Annotated in this window: 17 protein-coding genes; 2 read left to right on the forward strand and 15 right to left on the reverse strand. The window is 34.8% G+C overall.

Annotated elements, in window-relative coordinates:
• Positions 1–27 precede the first annotated feature (27 nt).
• The 4 genes from secA to A9G17_RS09810 form a co-directional block, all read right to left on the reverse strand.
• The gene (secA, locus tag A9G17_RS09795; RefSeq protein ID WP_065738540.1) at positions 28–2,760 is read right to left on the reverse strand and encodes a preprotein translocase subunit SecA; all 2,733 of its coding nucleotides are present in this window, start codon (positions 2,758–2,760) and stop codon (positions 28–30) included.
• 81 nt (positions 2,761–2,841) lie between these two features.
• Entirely contained in the window at positions 2,842–3,186 is a 345-nt protein-coding gene (locus A9G17_RS09800; protein ID WP_065738541.1) for a hypothetical protein, read from the reverse strand.
• A gap of 382 nt (positions 3,187–3,568) precedes the next feature.
• The gene (locus A9G17_RS09805; RefSeq protein ID WP_065738542.1) at positions 3,569–5,128 is read right to left on the reverse strand and encodes a multicopper oxidase family protein; all 1,560 of its coding nucleotides are present in this window, start codon (positions 5,126–5,128) and stop codon (positions 3,569–3,571) included.
• 133 nt (positions 5,129–5,261) lie between these two features.
• Positions 5,262–5,636, reverse strand: coding sequence for a hypothetical protein (locus tag A9G17_RS09810; RefSeq protein ID WP_065738543.1), 375 nt, complete (start codon positions 5,634–5,636; stop codon positions 5,262–5,264).
• A gap of 717 nt (positions 5,637–6,353) precedes the next feature.
• Here A9G17_RS09810 and A9G17_RS09815 point away from each other — a divergent pair.
• Together A9G17_RS09815 and folA are read left to right on the forward strand one after the other, a co-directional pair.
• On the forward strand, positions 6,354–7,418 hold the full coding sequence (locus A9G17_RS09815) for an MJ1255/VC2487 family glycosyltransferase (protein WP_065739142.1): 1,065 nt from the start codon (positions 6,354–6,356) through the stop codon (positions 7,416–7,418).
• Between the two features lie 5 nt (positions 7,419–7,423).
• Positions 7,424–7,924: a type 3 dihydrofolate reductase gene (gene folA / locus A9G17_RS09820; RefSeq protein ID WP_065738544.1), complete on the forward strand. Its 501-nt coding sequence runs from the start codon at positions 7,424–7,426 to the stop codon at positions 7,922–7,924.
• 45 nt (positions 7,925–7,969) lie between these two features.
• Here the strand turns inward: folA and relA are convergent, their stop codons facing one another.
• From relA to trmB, 11 genes are all read right to left on the reverse strand, one after another.
• Positions 7,970–10,228: a GTP diphosphokinase gene (gene relA / locus A9G17_RS09825; RefSeq protein WP_065738545.1), complete on the reverse strand. Its 2,259-nt coding sequence runs from the start codon at positions 10,226–10,228 to the stop codon at positions 7,970–7,972.
• A 10-nt stretch (positions 10,229–10,238) separates the two neighbouring features.
• Positions 10,239–11,567: a 23S rRNA (uracil(1939)-C(5))-methyltransferase RlmD gene (gene rlmD / locus A9G17_RS09830; protein ID WP_065738546.1), complete on the reverse strand. Its 1,329-nt coding sequence runs from the start codon at positions 11,565–11,567 to the stop codon at positions 10,239–10,241.
• Between the two features lie 17 nt (positions 11,568–11,584).
• Positions 11,585–12,073, reverse strand: a complete 489-nt coding sequence (coaD, locus tag A9G17_RS09835; RefSeq protein ID WP_065738547.1) for a pantetheine-phosphate adenylyltransferase — start codon at positions 12,071–12,073, stop codon at positions 11,585–11,587.
• Positions 12,074–12,503: 430 nt separating this feature from the next.
• Complete coding sequence (galM, locus tag A9G17_RS09840) at positions 12,504–13,508, reverse strand: galactose-1-epimerase (protein ID WP_065738548.1); 1,005 nt, start codon at positions 13,506–13,508, stop codon at positions 12,504–12,506.
• Complete coding sequence (gene galK / locus A9G17_RS09845; protein WP_065738549.1) at positions 13,499–14,656, reverse strand: galactokinase; 1,158 nt, start codon at positions 14,654–14,656, stop codon at positions 13,499–13,501. Before galK ends, galM begins: the two co-directional genes overlap by 10 nt.
• Positions 14,657–14,676: 20 nt before the next feature.
• Positions 14,677–15,708, reverse strand: a complete 1,032-nt coding sequence (gene galT / locus A9G17_RS09850) for a galactose-1-phosphate uridylyltransferase (RefSeq protein ID WP_065738550.1) — start codon at positions 15,706–15,708, stop codon at positions 14,677–14,679.
• Between the two features lie 49 nt (positions 15,709–15,757).
• Positions 15,758–16,774 (reverse strand): UDP-glucose 4-epimerase GalE, encoded by a 1,017-nt coding sequence (gene galE, locus A9G17_RS09855; RefSeq protein ID WP_065738551.1) that lies wholly within the window; start codon positions 16,772–16,774, stop codon positions 15,758–15,760.
• A gap of 43 nt (positions 16,775–16,817) precedes the next feature.
• Complete coding sequence (locus A9G17_RS09860; RefSeq protein WP_065738552.1) at positions 16,818–18,092, reverse strand: MFS transporter; 1,275 nt, start codon at positions 18,090–18,092, stop codon at positions 16,818–16,820.
• 832 nt (positions 18,093–18,924) lie between these two features.
• The gene (locus A9G17_RS09865; protein ID WP_065738553.1) at positions 18,925–20,085 is read right to left on the reverse strand and encodes a histidine-type phosphatase; all 1,161 of its coding nucleotides are present in this window, start codon (positions 20,083–20,085) and stop codon (positions 18,925–18,927) included.
• Positions 20,082–20,807, reverse strand: a complete 726-nt coding sequence (gene nfsA / locus A9G17_RS09870) for an oxygen-insensitive NADPH nitroreductase (protein WP_065738554.1) — start codon at positions 20,805–20,807, stop codon at positions 20,082–20,084. Before nfsA ends, A9G17_RS09865 begins: the two co-directional genes overlap by 4 nt.
• A 17-nt stretch (positions 20,808–20,824) precedes the next feature.
• Positions 20,825–21,526, reverse strand: a complete 702-nt coding sequence (trmB, locus tag A9G17_RS09875) for a tRNA (guanosine(46)-N7)-methyltransferase TrmB (RefSeq protein ID WP_065738555.1) — start codon at positions 21,524–21,526, stop codon at positions 20,825–20,827.
• Between the last annotated feature and the right edge of the window lie 75 nt (positions 21,527–21,601).

Consider the following 21,601-nt stretch of genomic DNA (forward strand, 5'->3'; position numbering starts at 1 on the left):
ATTGCTTGATGATACTAAATTTTTGCCTTAGTGAACAGCGCCATGGCAATGTTTATATTTTTTACCTGAACCACAAGGACATGGGTCATTACGTCCCACTTTAGCTTGGTTTCTTACTATTGGTTGTGATGAAGTTCCTGCTGATTGTTCTTTACTTTCACTGCCCATATTTGTTACCTCTTCATGGTTGGCTTGTTGTCTTGCCATTAATTTTTCCATTTCGGCTAAACGTTGACGTTCGGCTTCATCGACTTCTTCTTGAGAACGAATCTGAACGCGACTTAATATCCCTATTACATCATATTTTAATGCTTCTAGCATGCTAGCAAACATATTAAATGATTCACGTTTATATTCTTGTTTTGGATCTTTTTGTGCGTAGCCACGTAAATGAATACCTTGACGTAAATAATCCATCGCTGCTAGATGTTCTTTCCATAAAGTATCAAGTGTTTGTAACATAACGCTTTTTTCAAACTGTCTGAATGCTTCAGAACCAGCAGTATTTTCTTTTGCGATATAGGTATCTTGAGCTATTTGTAAAATACGTTCACGTAATGTTTCTTCATGAAGATTTTGTTCTTCATCTAACCATTTAGTAATAGGTAAATCTAAATCAAAATCGCTTTTAAGTGCTGTTTCAAGGCCTGCAACATCCCACATTTCTTCAATAGATTGTGGTGGAATATATTGATCAATTAATGCATTAAAGACATCACCACGGATTGAATCAATCGTTTCTTTAATATCGGAGTTATCAAGTAATTCATTACGTTGGCGATAGATTGCTTTACGTTGATCGTTTGCAACATCATCGTATTCAAGTAATTGTTTACGAATATCAAAGTTTCGGCTTTCAACTTTCTTTTGAGCATTAGCAATGGCTTTGGTTACCCAAGGATGCTCAATGGCTTCACCTTCTTTCATACCTAGTTTACGCATCATGTTACCCACACGATCGGAAGCAAAAATTCGCATTAATGGATCTTCCAACGATAGGTAAAAGCGTGATGCCCCTGGATCTCCTTGACGACCGGCACGTCCACGAAGTTGGTTATCTATTCGACGTGATTCATGACGTTCGGTACCTAAAATATAAAGTCCTCCAAGTGCAATCACTTCTTCGTGTTTTGCTTGCCATTCTTGTTTGGCTTTTTCGATATCTTCAGGAGTAGGTGCTTCAAGTTTTGCTATATCGCTTTGCCAGTTACCACCAAGCATAATATCGGTACCACGACCAGCCATGTTTGTTGCAATGGTTACTGCACCTTTACTACCTGCTTGAGCGATTATTTCTGCTTCTTGAGCATGGAATTTAGCATTAAGTACGTTATGCTTGATACCCGCTTTTTTAAATGCGGATGACACTAATTCAGATTTTTCAATTGAGGCTGTACCAACTAAAACGGGTTGTCCGCGTTCTACACAAGCTTGTACATCAGTCACAATCGCATTGATCTTCTCTTTTTCTGTCATATAAACAAGATCAGGTTGATCTTTACGTATCATTGGACGATTGGTTGGAATAACAATGGTATCTAAACCATAAATCTGGTTGAACTCAAATGCTTCAGTGTCAGCAGTCCCTGTCATGCCTGCTAATTTTTCGTACAAACGGAAATAGTTTTGGAAAGTAATTGATGCTAATGTTTGGTTTTCATTTTGGATTTTAACATGCTCTTTAGCTTCAACGGCTTGATGTAAACCATCAGACCAACGTCGCCCATCCATTGTACGACCAGTATGCTCATCGACAATAACAATTTCATTATCTCTGACAATGTAATCCACATCTTTATGGAATAGGTGATGAGCACGTAATGCTGCATTGACATGATGCATTAATACAATATTACTTGGCGCATAAAGTGATTCGTCACCTTTCATAATTCCATTTTTAATAAGTAATTCTTCAACTTTCACTAATCCACGTTCAGTCAAATTGGCTTGACGTGTTTTTTCATCGATAGAAAAGTCACCATCACCCTGAAATTGATCGGAGTCTTCTTTTTCTTGTTGAATTAGATATGGAATGATTTTATTAACACTAACATATCGGTCAGAACTATCTTCAGCTTGTCCTGAAATGATAAGAGGTGTTCTTGCCTCATCAATTAGAATTGAGTCAACTTCATCGACTAAAGCATAATGCAGAGGGCGTTGTACACGAGAATCTTTAGTAAATACCATATTATCGCGTAAGTAGTCAAAGCCATATTCATTATTGGTCCCATATGTAATATCGGCATTGTAAGCTTCACGTTTCATATGCGGTGGCATATTAGGTAGATTGATACCAACAGATAATCCTAAAAATTCGAATAATGGACGATTATTTTCAGCATCGCGCTGTGCTAAGTAATCATTTACTGTCACAACATGTACGCCTTTACCTGTTAACGCATTTAAATAAGCAGGTAAGGTTGCAGTTAAAGTTTTACCTTCACCTGTACGCATTTCAGCAATGCAACGTTCATTTAATACCATACCACCAATAAGTTGTACGTCAAAATGGCGCATACCAAACACACGTTTACTTGCCTCACGTACAACAGCAAAGGCTTCTTCTAAAATATCATCTAACTTAGCGCCTTCAGCGATTTTTTGTTTAAATTCTGTAGTTTTAGCTTTTAACTGTTCATCGCTTAAGGCTTCAATTTGCGGTTCAAGTGCATTAATTCTTTCAACGCGTTTACGCATCATTTTTAATACGCGTTCATTTCGACTACCAAATACTTTGGTTAATAGTTTTAATAACATGATTTTTCTCTTGTTCTTTTTAATAGAAATAGTAAGGCTTATGCCTTTATAAAAATTTAATTTAATTAAGTGGTAAGCTCATTAAGCAGTAGTGTTAGGTCCAGCTCTTATGCCATTATTAGGTGATAATCGAATAATTGGATTTGGACTAACATCACGGTAATTTAATGGTGTAATTAACCTATAATATTGCCTTTTTTGCGCTAAGACTAATGTTTGTGATGTTGTTGTTATTGGAGCTTGATGATCTTGTACAATTCGGGTAATGGTAATAATACCAACTTGGGACGCTGACGATTGCGCAGGTAAAGCGTTTTCTTGATACAATCCAAACCCAGCAGCAATCACACCTAATAATAAGTGCGATAAAGCCGTGTTAATAATCAAGCGTTTGCTGATTTTTTGCCAATAATTAATTATGATCATTTCGGGAGTATATTAGCATTTTTTGTCAAAATCAAAAACAATTATTACAACAAGTTAAGCGATTATTGTAGGCAATGAAATGATAAGCAAATAAAGTTAATAAGCCCAATTATAAATAAGAGGTAATTTATATAAATAAAGTAATATTTAACGAGGAATAGTATAACATCCACCCATCGAAAAACTTATGATAAATGGATTTAAATTGATCGAAGCCCAAATGGGAATAAACTAGACCTTAATAGCTATTAATTAAAATAGATTAAAAAGAAATTATTCTAATCCTTAAACTTTGTCTATTGCCTTTTTCTGTATTAAAAAAATATCCCACCTCTAATTTTAATAAATAATAGTTAAAAAAAGAGGGGGAAAGTTGATCAAATTATTTCACCATCAATTGGCCCATCATACCAAGTGTTTCATGTTCAACTATATGGCAATGATACATGCGTAATCCAAGCATATTTTGTTGAATTTTTATGGTGATTTTTTCATGTGGGCGCAGATTAATGGTATCTTTTAATGCAGCATATTTAGGTGGATTCTTTTTACCATTTAATTCATGTGAAACGATGGTAAACTGTGCACCATGTATATGAAAGTTATGATCCATGTGAGAGTTATTAAAAATTGTCCATTCTTCAACTTCATGAATTTTACTTTCTAAATCAATTCGTTGCATATCATGGCGTTTGCCATTAATTAAAAATAGCATACCTCCTCGAGGCTCTTTTACATCCATAACTTCGGTATATTCAAGTGTTTTATGGGCAGTTGCTTGTCCTAATTTTGGCAATTCTCGTAACGTTGACGGTAAGGTTATAGGGGATGATTCTGTCAAAGCTAATTCGCCAAGTAGGATATCTTGCTCAGGTGGTACATTGCCCATTTTGCCTCGATCATATCCAATTGATTGTAAATATACTGTACCTGATTGTTTAGGAACAATAACCAATTCAGCGCGTTCAGCTGGTGACAATAATAGTGGTGAATTTAGTTGAACAGGATTAGGCATCAATCCTCCATCAGTGCCAACCAAGTAAACATCACAGCCAGGAATTGATAAATTAAGATAACGTCCAGAACACGCATTCCAAATACGCACTCTAGTTGCACTTTTTACGGTAATTTTAGGACGATAAGCACCATTAATTAATACAAATTGACCTTCGCGTCCATTCATCCAATCAACCATTGAATTATCGGCAATTTCACCTTTATCGGTTAATTTTAAATCAGAAAAGAACCAGTTTTGTTCAGGAAAAGAGGCCAGTGGATCTTTTTTACTGCGTACAATAAACATTCCGGCTAATCCTCGTGCAATCTGTTCGGAAACAGTTTCATGCCCATGTGGATGGTACCAATATGTACCTGCATTGCCTTCTGGAATAGTAAATTCATAAGTTCGGCTACTACCAGCAGGGATTTCGTCTTGTGGATTACCATCTTGATTGGATGGAATGAGTAAACCATGCCAATGTACCGTTGTAGCTTGCGGTATACTGTTTTTGACGGTTATTTTAATTTTATCGCCTTCGAAAGCTTCAATCGCAGGGCCCGGAATAGTGTCATTATATGCCCAAAATTCTGTTGTTAATTGTGGTGTTAATTTTATTTTAACAGGTTTTGCTTCCAGATTTGCTTCGAATGTTCCTGGCTGGTCACTTGTATTTTTTAAACGAACTAACTCTGGTAAATCTTGACCTTGTGGTAATGCTGAAGTAGGTAAAAGTTTTTGTGACTTTTTGTTATGACTCATGTTCATATTCATATTCATATTCATATGTTCGTGGTGCATTCTATCCCCCTTTTGACATTCATCAGAATTGGTTTCACATATGGTATTACTCATCGCAGAGTGATCCATTTTGGCAAAGGCTTTGGTAACGGCTAAACCACTTATAGCTGCAGTAAGATTTAATAAAAAAATTCGACGCTTCATAATATTCCTTTCATCATTTTTAAGATAAATAAGGCCATTTTGTTATTAATGATAGAATTAATAACAAAAAACAGTCATTTTTGTGATAATTGTTTAAACTAATTTTTGTTGCCAATGCAACTGAATCATTTAATTAAGCAATTTTTGGTGGTTTTAATTCAGGAATAAATTCTTTAAATTGTGGAGCAAAGTTATATGAAAGATATTGTTCACGGTGTGGTGAAAACTCAACATTCAATACAATATTTGGTATAAGCATATTACAGAGTGAACAATGGCTAAAAACGGTACAATTTGATAAACATTCTGATTTTTTTGTTAAAAGATAACAACTATCATGGTTATTACTGACTTCTAACATGGATGAGTTATGTTGTGAAACCACAGCAACAGGCAAAGATGAATTTATGATGATAGATAAATGTCTTACAGAATAAACAAATAGAAATAAAATTATTGCTATTATTACAATAAGATATGTTTGTTTATGGATGAATCTTAATGACATGTAAAATCTCACTATTCATCAAATGGATAATATATACACTTATTTTACTTAAAAAAGTATCTGATTTATACCATTTTTACATATATTGAAAATGCTAATGGCTCATAAGAAAATAAAAATCCAATATATTTAAAATATTAATTGCAGTTTAGGGTGAGCCATCATTAACATTATTCATACAGAAAACCATTATTAAATGCTGAATCATTTATCAATGATCAACTATTTTTACAATCATTTGTATCGCATTGAAATTTATTGCATAGATTTGATGAGTTAGGGGATTGTTAAATAATTTAATCTAAAAATTATGCTAATCAATAAACTTTCATCAAAAGGCAATCTTTTTTAATAAGATAATTGTTATTAATAACGGAAATAAATAATCGTATTTGTTAGGTAAAAACTGATTAATTTTTTAAATATTCCAATTGATTTGTTGATTGTTACCGAAATGAATTAATGGATTTTTTATTAGTAAGAATAAATTTTAGAAGTTGTTATTTATAACAAAAAGAGGTGACTTATCACCACTAAATATTTATCAGTTAATTGATTTATAAATAAATTTTACAAATGTTTTTCAAATTTTTAATCAAAATTGCTATTAATGGTGATTGATTATAATTATTTGTACTATCTGCTTAAAATAATGGAGCTAATAATTAAGTGTTCTGTTATTATATTTGTCAATTACAATCATCAAAAAATATTGATATGAAAATTCTCTTTGGCGTTCAAGGAACAGGAAATGGCCATGTCAGTCGTTGCCGAACGTTAGCAAAAGCTTTAAAAGTAGCTGGTGCTGATGTTGACTATATTTTCAGCGGTCGTGATCCTAAAGACTATTTTGATATGCAAGCCTTTGGCAACTATACTACTTATCGTGGTGTCTCTTTTGCAACATTGAATGGTAAAATCAACTTTCGTAAAACGGTACAACGAATTCGAGCTTTTCGACTCGTAAAAGATGTGCGTGAACTTGATTTGTCCAAATATGATTGTATTATTAGTGATTTTGAACCAGTTAGTGCATGGGCTGCTCACTATCAGCATCGAAACTGCTTAGGTATCAGTAATCAAGCCGTATGCCAATATCTCAAGCCTAAAGAATATGGTTTGATAGCGAATGTGATTATGAAGTATTATGCGCCTGTCACTAATCCTATTGGCTTACATTGGTTTCATTTTGGGCATAAATTGATTCCGCCAATGATTGACACCTTTGACGTTACACCTACCGAAGATGGAAATATCATTGTTTATTTGCCATTTGAGGCATTAGATGAAATTACACAATTGTTACAACAATTCCCAGATCATCAATTTATCTGTTTTCATCCAGATATAAAGCAACAGTCTCAACAAAAGAATATCACTTTTCAGCCTCTTGGTCGTGATAACTTTACCCATGCTTTAGTGAGTTGTTCTGGTATTATTTCCAACACAGGTTTTGCCCTAATTTCTGAAGCGTTAGTATTAGGTAAAAAGATTTTGACTAAGCCTGTATCAGGGCAATTTGAGCAAATCTATAATGCACAGTGTTTACACACTTTAGATATGGCTACTGTTATGGAGAATTTGAATAGTATTAAACTTAAGTATTGGTTGAGCTTACCTTCTCCTAAACCAACAATATATCCTGATGTAGCAACTGAATTAGCGAATTGGATAGTTTCCGGACAGACAGAACCTTTACTTTCTCTAAGCCGTAGGCTTTGGAGTCAAACTATTTTTCCAGAAAATGTGAATCAACGAATTAAATCTTTAGGATACGTGTAATTACTATGATTTTAAGTGTTATTGTTGCTATGGCACATAATCGTGTTATTGGCCTAAATAATCAAATGCCTTGGCATTTACCTGCTGATTTGGCGTGGTTTAAAAAAAACACGCTCAATAAGCCTGTTATTATGGGGCGAAAAACGTTTGAATCAATTGGTAGACCACTTCCTAATCGTCACAACATTGTTATTTCAAGACAAATAGAGCCAAGTGATAATAAAATTTCTAATGTAAGCTGGGTAAAATCGATTGATGAGGCAATATCTCTTGCCCAAGCGCAACAACCTGATGAAGTTTTTATTATTGGCGGAGGTAATATTTATCAGCAAGTCTTGCCATTAATTGATCGGCTTTATTTAACGCATATTGATGCTGAATTGCAAGGGGATACCTATTTTCCCGATTATTTACCCGAGCAATGGCAAGTAATTTATCAACAAGATCATCAAACTGATGAAAAAAATAGCTATCCATATCAATTTGAAATTTTACAACGAAAATAACGTGTAATGCATTATCGCCACTTAAGCGTGGCGATTGATTAGTTGCTAGCTTTGAAAACGTTTGGCTTCAATAACATCAGGTAGTTGCTTAATTTTATTGAGTATACGATTTAAAGAATCCTGATCAAAGATTTCCATGTCTACCTCAATGGTCGCTAATTGTTGCTTCATATCAGAACGGCTTATTAGGCCAAGAACATTAACTTTTTCGTTAGCCAATATGGTGGTGATATCTCTTAATAAACCGCTGCGGTCATTGGCAACGATTTGGGTAACCATGGTATAACCTGAGTGAGTATTATCATTCCAAACGGCGTTAGTGATGCGTTCAGGAGCATGATTTTTTAATTCTTGTAACTGCTCGCAATCTGCGCGGTGGATTGAAATGCCGCGGCCTTGCGTTACAAAACCAGCAATAGGATCACCAGGGATAGGGCGACAGCAATTAGCAATGGTATACATTAAGTTGCCTACACCTTCAATAATGATTTCACTGCCTTTTTTATTCCCCGTTTTGTTGTTATTCTTAGCTTGTGTAGTTGATTTTTGGGCAATTTGTTTTAAGACAGCCTCATCTTCTTGTTCCGCAGTCGGTTTATTAAATTGAGCATTAATAAAATTAACTAACTGGTTAATTCTAATATCACCACTGCCAATACCTGCAAGTACTTCGACAAATGAGTGGGCATTGTATTTATTGATCAGTATTTTTTCGACACTTTTTAAAGTAATATTTAACGGCTCAAGTTCATTTTGTAAAATTTGCTCGCCGGAGGCGATGTTTTTATCGCGATCTTGTTTTTTAAACCATGCCTGAATTTTAGCTCTTGCACGACTACTGTTAACAAATCCTGTATTTGGATTCAGCCAATCGCGACTTGGATTAGGTTGCTTTTGGGTAATAACTTCAACTTGGTCGCCCATTTTTAAATTGTAGGTAAAAGGTACAATGCGACCACCTACTTTAGCACCAATACAGCGGTGGCCGACATCACTGTGGATATGATAAGCAAAATCAAGCGGAGTTGAACCAGCGGGTAAATCCACGACATCGCCTTTCGGTGTAAAAACATAGACTCGATCATCAAAAATTTGGCTGCGTACAGCTTCTTGAATTTCACCACTTTCAGACATCTCTTGTTGCCAAGTTAGAAGTTTACGTAACCAAGAAATTCGCTGATCATAAGCAGTCATTTTATCGGTACTGCCTTCTTTATATTTCCAATGCGCAGCAACACCTAGCTCTGCGTCATTGTGCATTTGTTCTGTTCGGATTTGAATTTCAATCGTTTTATGTTGTGGTCCATAAACAACCGTATGAATGGATTGATAACCATTAGGTTTTGGATTGGCAACATAGTCGTCAAACTCTTTGGCGATATGTTTATAATGGCTATGAACAATACCTAAAGCGTTATAACAATCTTCAATACGATCGCAAATAATTCTTACTGCACGAATATCATAAAGATCTTCAAATTGCAGATGCTTACGCTCCATTTTGCGCCAGATACTATAAATGTGTTTAGGGCGACCATAGACTTCTGCACGAATGTGATCTTTATTCATTAAATCTTGTAGGTGTTCAACAAATTGATCAATATACAGCTCACGATCTAGGCGCTTTTCATGTAGCTTTTTAGCGATAAGGCGATATTCATCAGGATATAAGTAACGGAAACAAAAATCTTCAAGTTCCCATTTGAGTTGACCAATACCTAGACGATTTGCAAGTGGTGCATAGATATTAAAGCACTCTTTAGCCGCTAAAACCTGCTCTTCTTGTGGTGCAGAGATTAAATCTCGTAAATAAGTAATGCGTTCAGCTAATTTGATGACGACACTACGAAAATCATTGACCATAGCTAATAACATGCGACGAATACTATCAATTTGTTCAGTTGTCGCACTGCCATTACGAATTGCTCGTAAATGGCGAATTTCTTTCATTCTTACGATGCTGGAAATAATATTTGAAATTTCGCGATCGAAATCTTCAGGAATATCTTCTCGACGAATAATTTTGGTATCAACAAAAGGAAGTAATAACGCGGCACATAGACTATTAATATCCATATTGAGCGTTGATAAAATTTCGACCATTTCAATCGCATTTTGAAAGCAGTGGATCTGTTCTGGCGCACCAGCACTGTTTTCAAAACAAAAATCCCAAACTTCTTTGAACTTTTTATAAGAGGTCGGATTGGTTAATAATAATTCTTGACTGGTCCATCTTTCAATATCAAATTGTGCAAGAGAATAATGCTCTTCACTGTGTTGATGGGCTCCTCTAACTGATACCATAATTACTATCCTACTTCGTTAGCAGCAACATTGATTCAATGTGCTTAGTTTGCGGAAACATATCCAAAATAGCAACTTGAGCAATTTTATATCCTTTATCAATAAATTGCTTACAGTCTCTTGCTAGAGTAGCAGGGTTGCACGAGATGTAAACAATCTTTTCGGGTGCTATCTTCACAATTTCTGCTGCAGCATTATAAGCGCCTGCTCTTGCAGGATCTAATAATACTTTTTCAAATGTAGCATGATTCCATGTGTTAAATTGCTGTTTATCATCTAAGTTATTGATTAAAAAATGTGTTTTGGCACAAATTTCTTTGTTATTTAATTGTGCATTGAATTTGGCTTTTTCAACCAGTGCACCGATGCCTTCAATCCCAGTAACCGATTTGCTTAATGTTGCCATTGGCAATGAAAAATTACCCATTCCACAAAATAGATCTAATACATTATCTGTTGGTTTTAATGTTAACCATTCCAAAGCTTGATTAATCATTTTTTGATTAATTTTGCTGTTTACTTGAATAAAATCAAGTGGACTAAAGGTTAACTTTAAATGATTGATTAAATAATAGTGTTCTTTGTTTCCAGTAATATGGACTAACTCTTCACCATAAAAATAGAGTGAAATGTTCTGCTCTTGAGCAAACTGTTTCAATAACTCGGTATCTTGAGATGTCATTGGCAAGGTATGCCTTAATACAATAATCACACCACTATCAACGGCAATTAATTCAATGTGGCCGAGCGCTTTTTTTTGGGTAATTTTGCGTAAGCAATTTTGTAATGGGGCAAGTAATATATCTAATTGTTCAACTAATATCGGACAATGCGCAATATTGATTATTTGATTTGATTCAGCTTGACGAAATCCAATAAATAATTCACCTTTAACTAGATTAATTGCTAATCTTGCCCGCCTGCGATAATGGTAAGGTTGATCTGCAATAATTTGGGGCGAATCTTTAATGACACTAGCTAAATTTTGTCCACCCTCTTTTTGTAATAAGTTAATAAGCGCTGAATATTTGGCTTGCTGTTGTAAATGCGATGAGATATGTTGTAGTTCACAACCTCCACATTTTTGATAATACTCACATTGAGGTTTAACCCGTTCGTTACTTTGATTGTAATATTTTATGACAGTCGCTTTTGCGTAATTTTTTTTATCTTCAGTCAACTTAATATCAACCGTTTCATCAGGTAAGGCTGACTTGATAAAAATTGTTTTTCCGTTATGGCTAGCAACGCCTTGTCCAAAGGCATCAAGCGACGAAACAGTAACGGTCAATTTTTGTGAGGTGAGCTTTTTTTTAGGTGGGGTGTAAAATTTAACCATAATCGTAAGTTTAAAATCTAAGTAAGTCGTTGTAACAATTCTTTTTTAACATGGACAGGCACTAAATTGGTAATATTGCCACCATGGTAAGCCACATCTTTAACAATAGTTGATGAAATAAAGCCCATTGCAATTGATGGCATCAAAAATATAGTATCTAAATCTGGCTTTAATGCGCGATTCATTTCAGCTAATTGCCTTTCATATTCAAAATCATGCGTTGTACGCACACCACGAACAACCACGGTCGCATTATGTGTTTGAGCAAAATTAGCCATTAAATTATCGAAACCAATTACTTCAACATTTAGTAGGTGTTCAACCGCAGTCGAAGCTAAATTAACCCGTTCTTCTAAGGTGAAAAGGGTATTTTTATTAGGATTTTCTGCAACTGCAACAATTAAACGAGGAAAAAGTAATGATGCTCGAGTAATGAGATCAATATGCCCATTAGTAATTGGATCAAAAGTTCCAGGAAAGATAGCGGTTAAAGTTTTGCTTTTCATTTATTAGTTAATCCATTAGCAAAGATGTGAATATCATACCTAATTTTAGCTTGGATTGTTAGTAAACTAGCCAAAAATCTTGTTTAAATTTAGCGGTAATCTAAAATAAAGTAATTGAATATTGTTAACTTTAGAAGTTATTGATAGAAATAAAGGATATTGAAGTAATTAGACTAATTAAAAGAGGTATGATAATTTTGTTGTTAATTTTACCCTATATAGCTAGTGCTTGAAAAAGGGAGAAGTTTATTTGTTTCTTCTGTAATTGATTTTCTTAATTCAGATAAATAAATTTAAAGGATTTGTTATCTTGTTTTAAATATAAAAATTCAATAACAATCCGTCCATATATATTGTTTTTAAAACTAAAAAACTTTTACACTATTTTTTATGGATGAACACAATGATCGTTCATCCGTAATTAGTTATCTCATAACTTATCTATCATAAACTGGTAACAAATTTGATGATGATAAGTTTGATTAGGTTCTAAAAAACAGCTGGGTTGTGGCCAATCGGGATGATTTGGACTATCTGGTAGAAACTGCGCTTCTAACGCGATACCCGCAAAATTATGATATTCACCATTAAGCCTGTTCGGTGTATGTTGTAAAAAATTACCCGTATAGATTTGTAGTGCAGGTAGGGTCGTTGTCACATTCATCTTCACTTTTTTATCGGCGGATAGTAGATAAGCGGCAATGGGTTGTGATTTATCTAATAAATAAGCATGATCATAACCACTCGTGATTTGTCTTTCTGGGCTTTGGAGTAATTTATCAGAGATTAGCCTTGGTATACGTAAATCCATATCGTTTTGGCTAACGCTAACTAAATCACTGTTTGGGATACCGTCGCGATCGACGGGTAAATAAAAGTCAGCATTCACTTGTAAGGTATGATTAAGGATATCTTTGCTAGTTTCTCCATCCAAATTAAAATAAGCATGATTGGTTAGATTGACTGGGGTTGTTTTGGTCGTGATAGCATTAAAAGAGATAATAACTTGATTGTCATCAGTGAGTTTATAGGTTACTTCGATCTTGAGCTCACCAGGGAATCCTTGATCTCCATCTGGAGAAATCAATGCAAAGGTGACCTGCTTGTCAGCTTGAGATTGGATGTGCCACAGTTGTTTATCAAACCCTAATTTGCCACCATGCAGTTGGTTTACTCCTTGATTTGCAGTCAGTGAGTAGCTTTTTTTGTTGACCTTGATGGTCGCGTTTGCAATTCGGTTAGCATATCGCCCAATGGTCGCGCCTAGATAGGCATCTTGCTGTGCATATTGTTCAAAGGTTTTACAACCAAGTAAGACTTCTCGATTTTGTCCTGCAACGGGTAGTTCACATGAAAGCCAAATTGCTCCCCAGTTTGAGAGTTTAATGCTCATACCCTGTTTATTTGAAAGTTTAATAATCTGTTTTATAGGCATAAAGCGTGCACTCCTTTACTTGGTTTACAAACATAAAAATCTTCTTTGATACCAAATTTTTTAGCATAATTATCATTAACCACTGCTTTGATATCATCAACTTTATTTTTTGGTACGAGTGCGACGACACAACCGCCAAAACCGCCACCTGTCATGCGGACACCACCTTGATCACCAAGTTTATTGTGAATTATTTCAACCAGATAATCAATGGCGGGCACAGTGATTTCAAAATCATCACGCATAGAGTTATGGCTTTGCGCCATAAGATTTGATAAAAATGTATAGTCGCTGTTTGCCAACGCTGAAGCGGCTTTTAAGGTACGTTCATTTTCAGTGATTATGTGACGAGCGCGTTTAAAAACAATAGGATCAAGCTTACTTTCAATTTTTTTCAATTCATCTAACGTTACATCGCGTAACGCTTTTACCCCAAGAGCTTTAGCTGCTGCTTCGCATTGTTGCCGGCGACTATTGTATTCGCTATCGACTAAACCACGTTTGATATTTGAGTTAATAATTACTACTGCAAAATCTTCGGGTATTGATACAGGGAATGCTTCTAACGATCGGCAGTCAATCAATAAGGCATGTTGTGTTTGTCCCAGTGCAGAGATAAGTTGATCCATAATACCGCAATTACAACCAACAAATTGATTTTCGGCTTCTTGACCAATCAAAGCTAATTGAGTGCCATCTAATGGCAAATCATATAAAACTTGGAACATTTTAGCTACAGCAACTTCAAGGGATGCTGATGAGCTTAATCCCGCACCTTGTGGTACATTACCACTAATGGCGAGGTCAACGCCATGAATATTATCAGTATGTTTTTTTAGATGTTTGACTACGCCGCGTACATAGTTGGCCCATTGGTATTTTGGATGTTTTTCAATGGTAAAATCCAATGAAAATTCATCTTGCTCATTATTATAGTCAACCGCAATGACCCGAATCAGGTTATCTGAACGTTTATGACAGCTGATTACTGTTTGATAATTAATAGCGCAAGGTAGCACAAATCCGTCATTATAATCTGTATGTTCCCCGATTAAATTTACGCGTCCTGGTGCTTGTATCAACGTATCTGGTTTATAGCCAAATTTAGTTTCAAATGCTTGCGAAGTTTTATTAATTAATTCTTTCATCTACTTATCCTTTATATCATTTATAAATGAACATCACTTACATTACGCAGTCTTTCGGCTGCCTGTTCTGGCGTTAAATCTCGTTGTACTTCGGCTAGCATTTCGTAACCGACCATAAATTTTTTGACTGTCGCTGAACGTAACAAAGGCGGATAAAAGTGAGCATGAACTTGCCAATAGTCATTTTTATTTTCCATAAATGGTGCACCATGCCAACCCATTGAATAAGGAAAAGAACAGTGAAATAAATTATCGTAACGACTAGTTAATTTTTTGAGTGCAATAGCTAAATCACTTTGTTGATCGCTTGTTAACAGAGTTAATTGTGGAATATGTGTTTTGGGTAACAGAAGTGTTTCAAATGGCCAGATTGCCCAAAAAGGAACCACCGCCAACCAATATTGTGTTTCAACGACAATTCGTTCACGATTTATTAGTTCTTTTTCAACATAATCAATTAATAGATTACGTTGATATTTTTCATAATAATTACGCATATTGAGATCTTCACGTACAATTTCGTTGGGTAAAAAACTATTTGCCCAAATTTGTCCATGCGGGTGAGGGTTAGAGCACCCCATTACTGACCCCTTATTTTCGAAGACTTGTACCCAAGGATATTTTTTACTTAATTCCTGCTGTTGAGTGATCCATGTTTTAATCACTCTTTCAATGGCAGATAAATCCAGTTCTGGCAAAGTTTTACTGTGATCTGGTGAAAAACAGATAACACGGCTGGTGCCTTTAGCGCTTTGCATTTGGAACAGTGGATCATCGTTAATTGGTGAATTTGGCGTATCTTCCATTAACGCAGCAAAATCATTGGTAAATACAAATGTCCCTTTATAATCAGGATTGATATCACCCGTGACTCGCTTGTTACCTGCACACAAAAAACAAGTTGGATCGTGACTTGGTTTTTGCTCCTCATTTATCTCTTCTTGTTGTCCTTGCCAAGGGCGTTTTGCTCTATGTGGTGAAACAAGTACCCATTGATTCGTCAATGGATTATAACGACGATGAGGATGATCAATTGGGTTAAAAATATCCATTTTTACCTCTTCAATTATGATTTTGCTGCTATTATTCTCAAACTATAATTCAATCAGGATAACCTTGTGGATTATTAGATTGCCAATTCCATGAATCTTTTACCATATCATCAAGCGTAAGTTTGGTTTTCCAGCCTAATATTTGCTTAGCTTTGTTAGCATCAGCCCAGAAAGCCGGTAAATCACCTGCTCTGCGAGGTGCAAAATGCCAATTAAGTGGTTTACCAGAGGCTTTTTCAAAAGCTTTAATAACTTGTAAAACACTGTAGCCAACACCGGAACCTAAATTATAAATATGAATTCCAGCTTTATTTTGATCAGCCTTTAGAGCGGCAATGTGCCCGTCAGCCAAATCCACAACATGAATAAAATCACGTACACAAGTGCCATCTTCAGTTGGATAATCATTACCAAATACAGCGAGTGACTCTCGTTTACCCACTGCAACTTGAGTAATATAAGGCATCAGATTATTTGGAATGCCTAAAGGATCTTCACCCATTAACCCACTAGGATGAGCACCAACTGGGTTAAAATAGCGTAGCAGTGTTAGTGACCAATCAGGTTCGGCAACGGCTAAATCCATCATACATTGTTCTACCATAAGTTTACTTTTACCATATGGACTAGTAGGTAATCCTTGCGGTAACGTTTCAACATAAGGAACAGGTGCTAATTCACCGTAGACGGTAGCTGAAGAACTGAATACCAATTGTTTCACGCCAGCATCACGCATCGCTTCCATTAAAGCAATGCTGCCATACACGTTATTTTTATAGTATTCAAGTGGCTTGTATACCGATTCACCAACAGCTTTTAAACCAGCGAAGTGAATAACGGCTTTGATGTCATGTTCTTTAAAAATTGTTGCTAATAATTTTGCATCACAAACATCCCCTTGGTAAAAGACAACAGGTTTCCCTGTGATAGTTTGTATTCTTTCTAATACTGAGGCTTTACTATTGAATAAATTGTCAATAATAATTGGTGTATAGCCTGATTGAATTAGTTGGACACAAGTATGGCTACCTATATATCCACAACCACCAGTTACTAATATTTTCATCTAAATACCTTAATTTAAGCTAATTATGTTTAGTGAATCTAGATTAATTATCTGATTCCTGATTTCTTGTATATTTAAAAACATCCCATGGTCCACATCCTGATAACGTAAAAGAAGAAATCAGTGTAAAACTAAATGCGATGAAGCCAAGGACTAAATAAGCCCCTTCAAAACCGATTTTAACATACATCAAACCCGCAAAAGTAGACATAAACATGATAGATAATTGTTTTGCAAAACAAAATGCAATTAAGTAAACGGTTGCTGATAAGCGGATAGGGAAATGTGTAGTGATATATTTAAAGGCACCAACAAGTAATAATGGTGCTTCAAACATATGCAATGTTTTTAATATTATTACTTCAATTGCAGTGCTAGCAAACGCTGAGCCGGTTATACGAATTGACATGATTGCACCCGCAATCAATAAGGTGTTTTTACTGCCGATTTTCATCACAATTATTGGCGCAAAAAACATTACCGTAGCATTTAAAAATTCACCAAGTGTTGTGACATAACCAAATGCCTCACGACCAACTTGTTCACTAGAAAAGAATGAAGTAAAAAAGTTAGCAAACTGTTGGTCAAACACATCATAAGTACATGCCACTCCAACAATATAAAGCATAAAGAACCATGTTTTACGCATACTGAGTAAATCTAAAGCCAGTTTCAGATTGAAAGGTTCAGGCTTATTTAATCCCATTTTTTCAACAACATCAGTTGTTGAGGTTTTTGCTGGATCGGCGATCTTGACTAAAACTAGAAGAATCAGTGCAAATCCAGAGCATAACCAATAAACAGCATTGACGTTTTTTGATATCATAATCCCAACAAACGAAGCACAAATCGCCCATCCAAAACAACCAAACATACGACTGCGACCAAATTCGAAACCGCTACGACGACTAATTTTTTCAACTAAAGCTTCTATTGCTGGTGCCCCACCACTAAACACTATACCTAGATAAAATCCACCCACAATTGCGCCTAGTGTGATATTAAATTTGAGTAGAGGGCCAAATATGAAAATGAAGAATGGTCCAAACAATACTAATAGCAGGGTAATAATCCAAAGAAGATGCTTTTTTAATCCCAATTTATCTGAAATCAAGCCAAAAATAGGTTGGAAAACTAACGCAAATAATGAAATAAATGAAAAAACGTATCCTGTACTTGCTTGATCTAGTCCAACCATTTTCAACCAAACAGGAAAAAATGGGAAATAGGCTCCCATAATAAAAAAGTAGAGGAAAAAGTAGAGGCTAAACACCCAATAATTCTTATTATACAGTGATGAGGTAATGTTTTGATTCATAATGAACTTCCTTTGTTTAGCTTTAAATGATTTAGCATCATTTACACTTTTATTTATCTAAAAAGTTATTGTTTTAAATTGATACTATCACTTTATATATTCCCAAAAAGTGATCTAGATAACATTTTATGAAATCGATTACATTTCGGGTTTTTCTGTTATTTGTTAAAAAGTTTCAGGTTACACTAATGTTTCAGTATATTTTTATATTAAATTTCTTTCTGTTTAAGGTAATGATAACTAACATAGTAGGAATTCAATCAATAATTATGCGAATATAATAAATTTTGTTAATCCTTTCGCTCGCTGATTTACTCAAAAAAAAATAATTTATGAAATCGATTACAATAATTAACGAAAAAGATATTTAATGGATTATCATTTATTAGATTGATTTCAAACTTCTTTATGCGAAGATTAAAAATGAATTTAAAATCGTTGTGATATGAATATACTCAATTTACTATTGTACTTGTGATAGTTAATGATCTGATTCAACTAAATAGATGGACTTTTTCAACCTAATGATCAATAAATTTTTTCTTAGTATTGTATTGAATCATAGTAAAAGCTAATTTTAAATTTGTGTTTATTTTATTTCAATTTGAAAAATAAGCAGTTTTCAGTAAATATGCTATGCATATTCTGTCTCAGTATGTTTTTGGGAACAGCTTATTGTTAGAAATCTTTTATTGGGGTATTTTAACTTAATTATTGTAAGAAAAATTCATAAAAGTAGGCGATTATATCTGTGAGCATTCACTCAGAAAAAAGAGCAAATTTTCCACCGATGGGTGTCGGTGGAATCTATTTCTTGTAGAAAATTAATAGACTACTCATTATTGTTCAAACGTTTTGCAAAATCTACCCAATCATAATAACCATCACTATTGAAAGAAGCATTTTCCAATTGTAATTGATAGTGTTGTGGTGGATTATTGATATCGATTGCCTGGCCAGTATAAAGTTGTTCAAAACTTTGATAAACGTATTCGGCTTTAAAAAAGTATTTGCCAGATGATATATGGCGATAACGTTGGAAGATAACCATTCCTCCGATTGGGGTATTTTCACATTGGTTTGGTAGTTGGTATGGTGCAAAATCTAAAGCACCGAGCAATGCTGCAATGGTACTATCGTGACCAACAAGTAAGTTCACCTTGTGCTGTTTATTATGCAGTAAATCATCTATTTTATTGATTAATAGTTTACTAATATGTTGAGCAATGGTTTTCGAATGAAATACTAAATCAATATAGTGGTTACGAATTTGTATTATTTGTTGCCATTGTTCTTGGCTGGTGATTTTTCCCCACGCAATCTGATCTTTTGGAAATGCAGAATAATATTGTAATAAGAAAGCATCAACAGCACAAATTCCGATAGCTAATGGGCCATGTAATTCAGGTTCTTCATTTTTCTTAAAATAGAGTTCATAAGGAATATCAGCAAAATCACATTGATATTGAGCATATAATTGTGAATGCGGATACTCCAATATATCTGAAACCATTTGATAAGCAGGCGCTAAATTTTTAAAAATTGCCCCAGCTTTATCAGCCTCTTCAATATCGTTTAATACAGCTTGTTTTAGTTCTGGAGAATCATCTTGCACACTTGGATCAAAAATCGGATCCATTTTTTCAATGGTATATTTGTGATGGATAGGAATATCATAACCCGCAAAAGCGCCATTAACCAAGAATTGGGCTGTTGCTACCGTTCTTTGAAGGCTGTTAGCATAAACATAGATATCTGGATTTTCTGGTTCAATATTAATATTTTTTTGTTCAAGCCATTGTGATAGATAATGTCCAAAGAAAGCTTCTAATACACCACCTCGTGTCGTTAAATAACCATAAGCATGATCCCAGCTAGGCCATTTTAATGGACTGGACTTTTCTAAAAATGCTAGTGTGTTTTGTAACGGAGTGCGTATACCGTGACGACTTAATATAACGACTTTGTCTAATTGGTATTGATTGTTGTTCATTTAGTTATCCATCCTTGTTTATGCAAATAATTTAAAATGAAATCTCGTTGCCCTTTGATAATTGTTTCTGCAATTTTATCACTCCAACCATTTGTTTTTTGATTAGTCAGTCGATGACCATAGTATTGACGCATCTGAGTATCATATTGTGCTAATAATTGATGATTGATTGGTTGATAGTGATTTTCAAAAAAAACTAATTCTTTCGGTAATCTTGGTTTTATATCTGGATTTTGGTCAGGATAACCAATACAAAGCCCAAAAAGCGGAAGAACATATTTAGGTAAGGCAAGTAATTGTGTTACTTTCTCAATATTGTTGCGTAATCCACCAATATAAACCGTGCCTAAACCTAATGATTCCGCTGCAATAACGGTATTTTGTGCCATAAAAGCAGTATCAATGCAACCCACTAAAAGTTGTTCTGCTTTTTCAAGAGGAATAGTTGGATCAATTTGAAAATGCCGATTAAAATCGGCACAGAATACCCAAAATTCAGAAGCTTGATTTATATAGCTTTGATCCCCCGAATAATGTGCTAGTTTTGAGCGATTCTCGCTATCAGTGATTCTAATTATTGTAGCGCATTGTAAAAAATTGGAGCTTGGAGCCGATTGTGCAGCTTGAACAAGTGATTCTATCTGCTCGTTGGTTAATGCCGTTGATTGGTAAGACCGAATTGAACGACGATGACAAATTAAATTAATTGTTTTATTTTGCATAATGGCTCCTTATTACGCTATTTTTTTCTGAACTGTAAATCCCAAACGCCATGACCTAAATTTTGGCCACGTTTTTCAAATTTGGTAATAGGGCGCTCTTCGGGTCTCGGAATGTAGTCGCCTGTTGCTGATAAATTTTCAAAACCTTCAGCTTCGGTTAAAACCTCTAACATATGTTCAGCATAATTTTGCCAGTCGGTCGCTAAATGTAATATACCGTCTACTTTTAATTTTTGCCGAATTAATTGTACAAATTGTGGCTGAATAATGCGGCGTTTGTTGTGTCTTGCTTTATGCCATGGATCGGGAAAGAAGATTTGCACTTTGTCTAATGAATGATTAGGGATCATGTTTTCTAAAACTTCAACCGCATCATGACACATTACTTTTAAATTAGATAATTGGTTTTCTTCAATAGCCATTAAACAAGCGCCAACACCTGGCTTATGAACTTCAATGCCTAGAAAGTTTTTATCTGGTGCATTTCGAGCCATTTCAACTAATGATGCGCCCATGCCGAATCCTATTTCTAAAACGACAGGTTTATTTTCATCAAAGCATATAGGTGAGTTTGAATGATATTCAATGCCAAATAGTGGCCATAAATTGTTTAATGCTTGTTCTTGACCTTTAGTTAAACGACCTTGTCGTAATACAAAACTTCGGATAGTTCTTTTGGATTTGATTTCTGGGTTATTGCTATTTAATTTTTCGTTCATCACGTTATCTACTTAGATTGTGGAATTTTGTAAAATTTATTAATGGATTTGAGTGTTAGTTTACTCGATTTTGGG

The sequence above is a fragment of the Gilliamella sp. wkB7 genome, from assembly GCF_001693435.1.
GTDB classification, from domain to species: domain Bacteria; phylum Pseudomonadota; class Gammaproteobacteria; order Enterobacterales; family Orbaceae; genus Gilliamella; species Gilliamella apicola_N.